At 64.9% G+C, this 8,382-nt stretch carries 9 protein-coding genes; 7 read left to right on the top strand and 2 right to left on the bottom strand.

All coding sequences use genetic code 11. The features are described 5' to 3' along the window. The 7 genes from recO to BHQ40_RS23055 form a co-directional block, all read left to right on the top strand. Nucleotides 1-581 (top strand): DNA repair protein RecO (recO, locus tag BHQ40_RS23085; protein ID WP_070158089.1); only part of this gene is annotated, 581 nt, incomplete at its 5' end. A 139-nt stretch (nt 582-720) separates the two neighbouring features. After that, nucleotides 721-1,770 (top strand): 3-isopropylmalate dehydrogenase, encoded by a 1,050-nt coding sequence (gene leuB, locus BHQ40_RS23080; RefSeq protein WP_070158088.1) that lies wholly within the window; start codon nt 721-723, stop codon nt 1,768-1,770. Then, nucleotides 1,770-2,774, top strand: coding sequence for a threonine dehydratase (locus tag BHQ40_RS23075; RefSeq protein WP_070158087.1), 1,005 nt, complete (start codon nt 1,770-1,772; stop codon nt 2,772-2,774). Before leuB ends, BHQ40_RS23075 begins: the two co-directional genes overlap by 1 nt. Beyond that, nucleotides 2,771-3,979, top strand: coding sequence for a trans-sulfuration enzyme family protein (locus BHQ40_RS23070; protein ID WP_070158086.1), 1,209 nt, complete (start codon nt 2,771-2,773; stop codon nt 3,977-3,979). The genes BHQ40_RS23075 and BHQ40_RS23070 overlap by 4 nt, the downstream gene beginning before the upstream one ends. 14 nt (nt 3,980-3,993) lie before the next feature. After that, the gene (apaG, locus tag BHQ40_RS23065) at nt 3,994-4,407 is read left to right on the top strand and encodes a Co2+/Mg2+ efflux facilitator ApaG/CorD (RefSeq protein ID WP_070158085.1); all 414 of its coding nucleotides are present in this window, start codon (nt 3,994-3,996) and stop codon (nt 4,405-4,407) included. Next, nucleotides 4,404-5,195 carry a LysR family transcriptional regulator gene (locus BHQ40_RS23060; protein WP_070158084.1) on the top strand — a complete coding sequence of 264 codons (792 nt, stop codon included), beginning with the start codon at nt 4,404-4,406 and terminating at the stop codon, nt 5,193-5,195. Before apaG ends, BHQ40_RS23060 begins: the two co-directional genes overlap by 4 nt. Before the next feature lie 140 nt (nt 5,196-5,335). Continuing rightward, nucleotides 5,336-5,734, top strand: a complete 399-nt coding sequence (locus tag BHQ40_RS23055; protein ID WP_139139447.1) for a hypothetical protein — start codon at nt 5,336-5,338, stop codon at nt 5,732-5,734. A gap of 257 nt (nt 5,735-5,991) precedes the next feature. Here the strand turns inward: BHQ40_RS23055 and parE are convergent, their stop codons facing one another. Together parE and BHQ40_RS23045 are read right to left on the bottom strand one after the other, a co-directional pair. Beyond that, entirely contained in the window at nt 5,992-7,968 is a 1,977-nt protein-coding gene (gene parE / locus BHQ40_RS23050) for a DNA topoisomerase IV subunit B (RefSeq protein WP_070158090.1), read from the bottom strand. Nucleotides 7,969-8,069: 101 nt separating this feature from the next. Continuing rightward, nucleotides 8,070-8,382 (bottom strand): GcrA family cell cycle regulator (locus BHQ40_RS23045; protein ID WP_216094920.1); only part of this gene is annotated, 313 nt, incomplete at its 5' end.

Here is an 8,382-nt window from a genome sequence, read left to right as displayed (position 1 = left end):
CCAATCTGGTGCAGGCCGAGTTCCGCGCCCGCACGGAGACCCAGCTCGCCGGCCTGACCGTGGAACTGATCCACAGCCGCGCGCCTTTGCTCTCCGAACCGCTCCCCGCCGCCGCCATCGACTGGACCTGCGCCTTCACCGCCGCCGCGCTGCCGGAGGAGAATGGCTATCCCGCCGTCTATCAGGCGCTGTCCGGCGTCCTCGCCGCCATCGAAGCTGCTCCCGCCGCCCGCGGCTGGGCAACGGCGCTGGTGCGCTATGAGTTGCTCGTCCTCACCGAACTGGGCTTCGGCCTGGACCTTTCCGCCTGCACCGTGTCCGGCGCGACGCAGGAGCTGGTCTATGTCAGCCCGAAAAGCGCCGCCGCCGTCAGCCGCCGCGCGGCGGAGGGCTATGAAAGCCGCCTCCTGCCGCTCCCCTCCTTTCTCTCCACCGGCGATCCCGCCGACTGGAGCGCCATCCTGGACGGCTTCCGCCTCACCGGCCATTTCCTGGAGCGCAATATCCTCACCGACCGCCGCGCCGATGTTCTCGCCGCCCGCGAGCGGCTGATCGACCGTCTCAAAAGAGCGGTTGCGTGAGCGTTCCGATTCCTGCATTCGCGCGCCGGTAAATCACACCCGTTCGCCCTGAGCTTGTCGAAGGGCTGCCCTTTCTTCCTTAGAAGCGCAGGGCTTCGACAAGCTCAGCCCGAATGGATTTTTTAAGGAGCGCGCAGGCATGTTGGTAGCATTGTTTCCCGGTGACGGCATCGGCCCGGAAGTCATCGCGCAGGCGCGGCGCGTGCTGGACGCCCTCAAAATCGACGGATTGACCTATGAGGAAGGGCTTGTCGGCGGCGTCGCCTACAAGGCGACCGGCCATCCGCTGCCGCCCGAAACGCTGGACATCGCCCGCCGCGCCGACGCCATCCTGTTCGGCGCCGTGGGCGATTTCGACTGCGATTCGCTCGAACGCCGCCTCCGTCCGGAGCAGGCGATCCTGGGTCTGCGGAAGGAATTGACGCTTTTTTCCAACCTGCGTCCTGCAAAGATGTTTCCCGAATTGTCGGAAGCTTCCACCCTCCGCCCGGAAATCGCTGCCGCCATCGACCTGATGATCGTGCGCGAACTGAACGGGGACGTCTATTTCGGCGAGAAGGGCCTGCGCACCACCGCGACCGGTCTGCGCGAGGGCTATGACATCATGTCCTATAATGAGGATGAGGTGCGCCGCATCGCCCATAGCGCCTTCCGCACCGCCCAGGCGCGCCGGGGCAAGCTCTGCTCGGTGGACAAGGCGAATGTGCTCGACACGTCGCAGCTCTGGCGCGACGTGGTGATCGAGACGGCGAAGGACTATCCCGACGTCGCGCTCACCCACATGTATGTCGACAATGCCGCCATGCAGCTCGTCCGCAACCCCGCCCAGTTCGACGTCATCGTCACAGGCAACCTGTTCGGCGACATCCTGTCGGATCAGGCGAGCATGTGCGTCGGCTCCATCGGCATGCTGGCCTCCGCCTCGCTCGATGCGAATGGCAAGGGGCTGTATGAACCGATCCACGGCAGCGCCCCCGACATCGCTGGCCAGGGTAAGGCCAATCCGCTGGCAACGGTCCTGTCCGCCGCAATGATGCTCCGCTACTCGCTCGGCATGGCCGCGCAGGCCGACCGGATCGAGGCGGCCGTTGCCAAGGCCCTCGCCGGCGGCGCGCGCAGCCCCGACCTCGGCGGCTCGCTGACGACCGCCCAAATGGGAGATGCCGTGCTGGCGGCACTTGGAGACTGATGGACGATTTTACCCTGACTTCGCTGCGCGCGGCCGCCGATCTGGTGCATGCGCAGGTTCCGCCCACCCCCCAATATGCCTGGCCGCTGCTGGCCGCGCGCACGGGATGCGAAGTCTGGGTAAAGCATGAAAACCATACGCCCACCGGCGCGTTCAAGGTGCGCGGCGCGATCACCTATATCGACTGGCTGACCCGCGCCCACCCGGAGGTGCGCGGCATCATCACCGCCACGCGCGGCAATCATGGCCAGGCGCAGGTGCGCGCCGCGACCGCCGCCGGGATCAGCGCGACGATCATCGTGCCCCACGGCAATGCGCTGGAAAAGAACGCCGCCATGCGCGCGTTCGGCGCCACCCTGATCGAACATGGCCAGGATTTCGACAGCGCGAAGGCGGAGGCGATGTCCCGCGCCGCCCAATATGGCCTCTACATGGTCCCCGCCTATCATGATCAGCTCGTGCGCGGCGTCGCCAGTTACGGGCTGGAGCTGTTCGATGCCGTGCCGGACCTCGATACCGTCTATGTCCCCGTCGGCTGCGGATCGGGCCTGTGCGGCACGATTGCGGTGCGCGATGCGCTAGGCCTCAGGACGAAGGTGGTCGGCGTCGTTTCCGCCCATGTCGACGGCGCGAAACAATCCTTTGAGCAGGGCCGCCTGGTCGGCACCGAGTCCGCCTGGACCTTTGCCGATGGCGTCGCCGTCTGCACCCCGGTTCAGGCCGCGCTGAACTATTTCGGCCCGCGCGCCGACCGTTTCGTGGCCGTCACCGACGATGAGGTTGCGGAGGCGGTGCGCATCTACTGGCAGGACACGCATAATCTGGCGGAGGGGGCAGGGGCCGTCGCGCTCGCCGCGCTGATGCAGGAAAAAGAGGCGATGCGCGGCAAGAAGGTTGCAGTCATCCTGTCTGGCGGTAATTGCGACATGACGCAGGCGGCGGAAATATTGGCGGGGGGCACGCCGGACGTCCGGCCCGCCCATCTACGGACGAAGGCATCATGAAAAGACGGACTGGACAGGACAAGAGCATCACCGCCAACTGGCGGCCCGCGACCCTTGCGGTGCGCGGCGGCACGGCGCGGTCGGAATGGGGCGAAACGTCGGAGGCGCTGTTCCTGACCTCCGGCTATGCCTATGACTGCGCGGAGGACGCGGCCGCCCGTTTCGCCGGTGAACAGCAGGGCATGACCTACAGCCGCCTGCAGAACCCGACCGTGGAGATGCTGGAAAAGCGCATCGCCCTTTTGGAAGGGGCGGAGGCATGCCGCGCCACCGCCACTGGCATGGCCGCGATGACCGCCGCGCTCCTGTGCCAGTTGTCGCAGGGCGATCATGTCGTCGCCGCAAAGGCCGCTTTCGGCTCCTGCCGCTGGCTGACCGACACGCTGTTCCCGCGCTTCGGCATAGAGGTGACGACCATCCACGCCCATGACACCGATGCATGGGAAAAGGCGGTGCGTCCGAATACGAAGGTCTTTTTCTTCGAAACCCCCGCCAACCCGACGATGGATCTGGTGGATCTGGAGGCGGTCTGCGGCATCGCGAAGAAGCATGGCGTCACGTCTGTTGTCGATAACGCCTTCGCTACCCCCTCGCTGCAGCGGCCGATGGATTATGGCGCTGATGTCGTCGCCTACAGCGCCACCAAGATGATGGACGGGCAGGGCAGGGTGCTCGCGGGCGCGATCTGCGGCACGGAGAAGTTCATCACCGAAACCCTGTTGCCCTTCCATCGCAACACCGGCCCGACGCTCAGCCCGTTCAACGCCTGGGTGGTGCTGAAGGGGCTGGAGACGCTCGACCTGCGCATCCGCCGCCAGAGCGAAAGCGCGCTGAAGGTCGCGACGTTCCTGGAAGGACGCTTGCCCAAGGTCCTCTATCCGGGCCTTGCCAGCCATCCCCAGCACGCGCTCGCCGCAAAGCAGATGGTCGCCGCCGGCCCTATCTTCTCCCTCTATACGGGTGGCGGACGGAAGGAGGCGCACGGGCTTCTGAATGGCCTCAACCTCATCGACATCAGCAACAATATCGGCGACTCGCGCTCGCTGATGACGCACCCGGCGTCGACCACCCATTATGGCATGGCGGCCGAGGCGCGGCTGGAAGTCGGCATCACGGAGGACATGCTGCGTCTCAACGTGGGACTGGAAGATGTGGACGATCTGATCGAGGACCTTGATCGGGCCTTGACCGGGATCGGTCTCTAGTCGATTTTCACTGGATGACTCCGAAGGCCATCAGCGGATTCTTCCCTTTCTCTGCAACCACGCGCGGCATCACTGTGCGCGTGTCCGTCAGCTTTTTGCCGGAACAGTCGGAACCGGACCGGGGCCGCTGGTTCTGGGCCTATCATATCCGGATCGAGAATGAGGGGCCGGAGCCGGTTCAGCTTCTCACCCGCCGCTGGCTGATCACGGACGGACGCGGCGTCCAGCACCGGGTCGAGGGCGAAGGTGTTGTCGGCGAGCAGCCGGTCGTTCAGCCCGGCAAATCCTATGATTATGTCTCCGGCTGCCCGCTCGCGACGCCCACCGGGGCGATGCAGGGCAGCTATCATATGGTCGGGTCGCTGGGCGAAACCTTCGACGTCGCCATTCCCCGCTTCTCTCTCATCGCACCGGCTGTCGCGGAATGAAGCGTACTCATTTGCCGTTGAACGGCCTGCGCGTGCTTGACGCCGCTGCAAGGCATCTGTCCTTCACCCGCGCCGCTGACGAACTGGCCGTGACGCCCGCCGCCGTCGGGCAGCAGATTCGCGCGCTGGAGGATATGCTGGGCGTCGTCCTGTTCCGCCGCACGCCCAAGGGGCTGGAGATGACGCCGGAGACGGAGGCGGGTCTGGAGGCGCTGCGCGGCGGCTTCCTGATGTTCGAGGAATCGGTGCGCGCGATGCAGGCGGGGCAATCCAGCCTGTCGCTGACGATCGCCGCCCCGCGCGACATCACCGCCAAATGGCTGCAGACGCGCCTGGCCGCCTATGCCGCGGGCGTTCCCGAACTGTCCTTCTCGCTCGTCGCTGCGGATGAAGCGCTGGACTTCACGGAGGCAAATCTGGACCTCGCCCTGCGCCTGACCGATGGCCCAGGCGAGCATGAGGGGATCAGGATCGGCGACGCCGCCTTCGTCACGGTGGAGGCGCCCAATGGCGGCCCGGACACCCGCATCGACTGGCCCGGATGCCCTGCCGGCACATTGCCCACCGTCATGCACGTCGCTGACGGCGGCTTGGCTATAGAGGCGGCCGCCAACGGCTTTGGTCAGGCGTCCGTCCCCGCGCTCCTCGCCGCCCGCGACATTGCGGAAGGAAGGGTGCGCCCGGTCGGGGACGCCCGCCCATCCGAACGCAGCTACTGGCTAATCGCCCCCTTGCCCCAATGGCGCCAGAAAAAGGTGAAGGCGCTGGTCGAGGCGCTGACGGCCTGACGCCGCTCAGCATTAAAAGAGCCAGAATGGGCATATTTACATCGCGTTAAAGCATGGAAAGCTACCTCCTGACGGTTCTCAGAGGGTGCGGGATGATGGTAAGATCATTGCTCATGCTTGCGTTGACAGGCGCTGCCATCATGTATTTTTCGGGTGGCTCCCCGGCCGACCTCGTATCTTCGGCCTTCCACACGACCAGGCCCGTTACAGGGGCAGGCTGGCGGCCCGATTGCGAAGCCATGATGCAGCAGTTCGAATCAGGATCGGACGCGCCACCCGATCAGGGCCAGGGACAATCCGGCAATTTGGCCCAGTCCATGGGAACGACGTTCAAGTCGGTCATGCAAATCAGCGCTTTCACGACAAAATTGCGCGCCGCCGGATGCAGTCCCGAAAGCCGGCTGGCCAATTATGAGGCCATGACGGCGCAGTTGGAGGAAGAACCCGCAGCATCGGGTTGGACCACAAAGCAGGAAATCGTTTTCGAACCCGGCAAGCCAATGGTGGATGTCTCGATGGATCGGCCGGCCAAACCATAGGGCGGAATGTTGTCGCGATGCCCGATATGGTCAGCCAATCCAACTTGCGGCTGCGACACTCGAAAATGTAAATTTTATCCAATAATATCAAATATTTACAACGAATTTTGTCCATTCACGCATGCAAATGCAATAGCCCGCACGAGCCGATTCCTCCAACGTCTTGAATCCACGCGCATAAATGGCTGTTTAAAACCCCGGATACCCTCGCATTCCCCGTCGCATTTGCTGCGCGGCGGAGACCGCCGGATCAGCGTTCAGGCGTCGATCGCTTCCTCGTCCACCGCCGCCGCATTTTCCTGTATGAAGGCGTAGCGGTGCGCCGGATTATTGCCCATCAACCGGTCGACCAGATCGCGGACCGCCGCCCTGTCCTCGACATCGGGGGGCAGGGTGATGCGGATCATGCCGCGGGTCTTGGGGTCCATCGTCGTCTCGCGCAACTGGCCGGGGTTCATCTCGCCCAGCCCCTTGAAACGGCTGACATCGACCTTCTTGCCCTTGAACTCGCCGGTCATGATCTCCGCCCGGTGCGCATCGTCCCGCGCATAGAGGCTCTTGCCGCCTGACACGAGGCGATAGAGCGGCGGCTGCGCCAGATAGAGATGCCCCCGCCGCACCAGCTCCGGCATCTCCTGGAAGAAGAAGGTCATGAGCAGCGTGGCGATATGCGCCCCGTCGACGTCCGCGTCCGTCATGATGACGATCCGCTCATAGCGCAGCGTGTCCGGGTTGCAGTCCTTGCGCGTCCCGCAGCCCAGCGCCAGGATCATGTCGGCAATCTCCTGGTTCGCCAGGATCTTGGCGTTATTGGCCGAAGCGACGTTCAATATCTTGCCGCGGATGGGCAGGATCGCCTGCGTCTTGCGGTCCCGCGCCTGCTTGGCGGACCCGCCCGCGCTGTCACCCTCGACGATGAACAATTCCGTCCCCTCCGGATCGTCGGCGGAACAGTCTGTCAGCTTGCCGGGCAGGCGCAGCTTGCGGGCGGAGGTCGCGGTCTTGCGCTTGACCTCCTTCTCCTGCTTGCGCTTCAGCCGCTCGTCCATGCGGTCGAGCACATAGGCGAGCAGCGCCTTGCCCCGGTCCATATGGTCGGACAGGAAATGATCGAAATGGTCGCGCACGGCGTTCTCGACCAGCCGCGCGGCCTCCGGGGAGGTCAGCCGGTCCTTGGTCTGGCTCTGAAACTGCGGATCGCGGATGAACACGGACAGCATGATTTCGGAGGAGGTCATGATGTCCTCCGCCGTAATGTCCTTGCCCTTCTTTTGCCCCACCAGATCGGCAAAGGCGCGAATGCCCTTGGTCAGCGCGGCGCGCAGGCCATTCTCATGCGTGCCGCCATCGGGCGTCGGGATGGTGTTGCAGTACCAGCTATAGCTGCCGTCCGACCAGAGCGGCCACGCCACCGCCCATTCGACCCGGCCCGCAGTGCCGGGGAAGTCCTGACTGCCGGAAAAGAACTGGCTGGTCGCGCATTCGCGGTCGCCAATCTGCTCCTTCAGATGGTCGGACAGGCCGCCGGGGAACTGGAACACCGCCTCGGCAGGCGTATCGTCGGTGATCAGCTCCGGCGCACATTTCCACCGTATCTCGACCCCGGCGAACAGATAGGCTTTTGACCGGGCAAGCTTGTGAAGCCGCCCCGGCTTGAACTTCATCTCGCCGAAAATCTCGCTGTCCGGCACGAAGCTGACCGACGTGCCCCGGCGATTGGGCGCAGCGCCGACCTTCTCCAGCGGGCCTTTCGGATGCCCCTGGCTGAACGACTGGCGGTAAAGCTCCCGGTTCCGCGCAACCTCTATCGTCGTGTCGACCGACAGCGCATTGACCACGCTGACGCCCACGCCGTGCAGGCCGCCGGACGTTGCATAGGCCTTGTCGGAAAATTTGCCGCCCGAATGCAGCGTGGTCAGGATGACTTCCAGCGCTGACTTGTCGGGGAATTTCGGATGGGGATCGACCGGGATGCCGCGCCCATTGTCGATAATGGTCAGGCGGTTGCCCGGCTCCAGGATGAGGTCGATCCGCGTCGCATGGCCCGCCACCGCCTCGTCCATGGCATTGTCGAGCACTTCGGAGGCGAGGTGGTGGAAAGCGCGCTCGTCGGTGCCGCCGATATACATGCCTGGGCGGCGGCGCACCGGCTCCAGCCCCTCCAGCACTTCGATGGAGGAGGCGTCATAATCGGTCGAGGTCTTGGGCGAATTGGCGAACAGATCGTCGGACATGGAAAGGCTATAGGGTGCCGGGGGCATGGGGCGCAATGCGCCGTTAACGAAAAAAGGCCGCCTCGCGGGCGGCCTTCAATCCATTCAATACGTTGCGCCGTTCAGCGGACGCGCGGTCCGCCGAAGGGCAGGGGCGGCGGCGGGCGGCGGGTGCCGCGCGGCAACTGCGCCTGATAGGCGCGGCCGCAATGCTCGACGCAATAGGGGAAGCCCGGATTGACCTTCTCGCCGCAGAAGTGGAAGTCCGGCTCGCCCGGATGCCCCATCGGCCATTTGCAGATCTTCTCGGTCAGGTCGAGCAGGCTGGTCTTGCCGATAATGTCCGCGCTCGGCTTGGCCGGGACAAGGCGGCGGGGCGGGGCGGGGGGGATCGGCGCCTGCTGATCGCCCGGCCCTTGCCGCAGGAAGCCGCCC

It is taken from the genome of Sphingobium phenoxybenzoativorans, from assembly GCF_001757355.1.
GTDB classification, from domain to species: domain Bacteria; phylum Pseudomonadota; class Alphaproteobacteria; order Sphingomonadales; family Sphingomonadaceae; genus Sphingobium; species Sphingobium phenoxybenzoativorans.
Note: the sequence above shows the minus strand (reverse complement) of the source record. Positions and strands in the feature narration are given on the sequence as shown.

What these genes read in the sequence shown, in the direction of transcription:
- leuB (WP_070158088.1), top strand. Translation starts at nt 721, where the DNA reads ATGTTGGTAGCATTGTTTCCCGGTGACGGCATCGGCCCGGAAGTCATC.
- BHQ40_RS23075 (WP_070158087.1), top strand. Translation starts at nt 1,770, where the DNA reads ATGGACGATTTTACCCTGACTTCGCTGCGCGCGGCCGCCGATCTGGTG.
- BHQ40_RS23060 (WP_070158084.1), top strand. Translation starts at nt 4,404, where the DNA reads ATGAAGCGTACTCATTTGCCGTTGAACGGCCTGCGCGTGCTTGACGCC.
- apaG (WP_070158085.1), top strand. Translation starts at nt 3,994, where the DNA reads ATGACTCCGAAGGCCATCAGCGGATTCTTCCCTTTCTCTGCAACCACG.
- BHQ40_RS23070 (WP_070158086.1), top strand. Translation starts at nt 2,771, where the DNA reads ATGAAAAGACGGACTGGACAGGACAAGAGCATCACCGCCAACTGGCGG.
- BHQ40_RS23055 (WP_139139447.1), top strand. Translation starts at nt 5,336, where the DNA reads ATGTATTTTTCGGGTGGCTCCCCGGCCGACCTCGTATCTTCGGCCTTC.
- parE (WP_070158090.1), bottom strand. Translation starts at nt 7,968, where the DNA reads ATGTCCGACGATCTGTTCGCCAATTCGCCCAAGACCTCGACCGATTAT.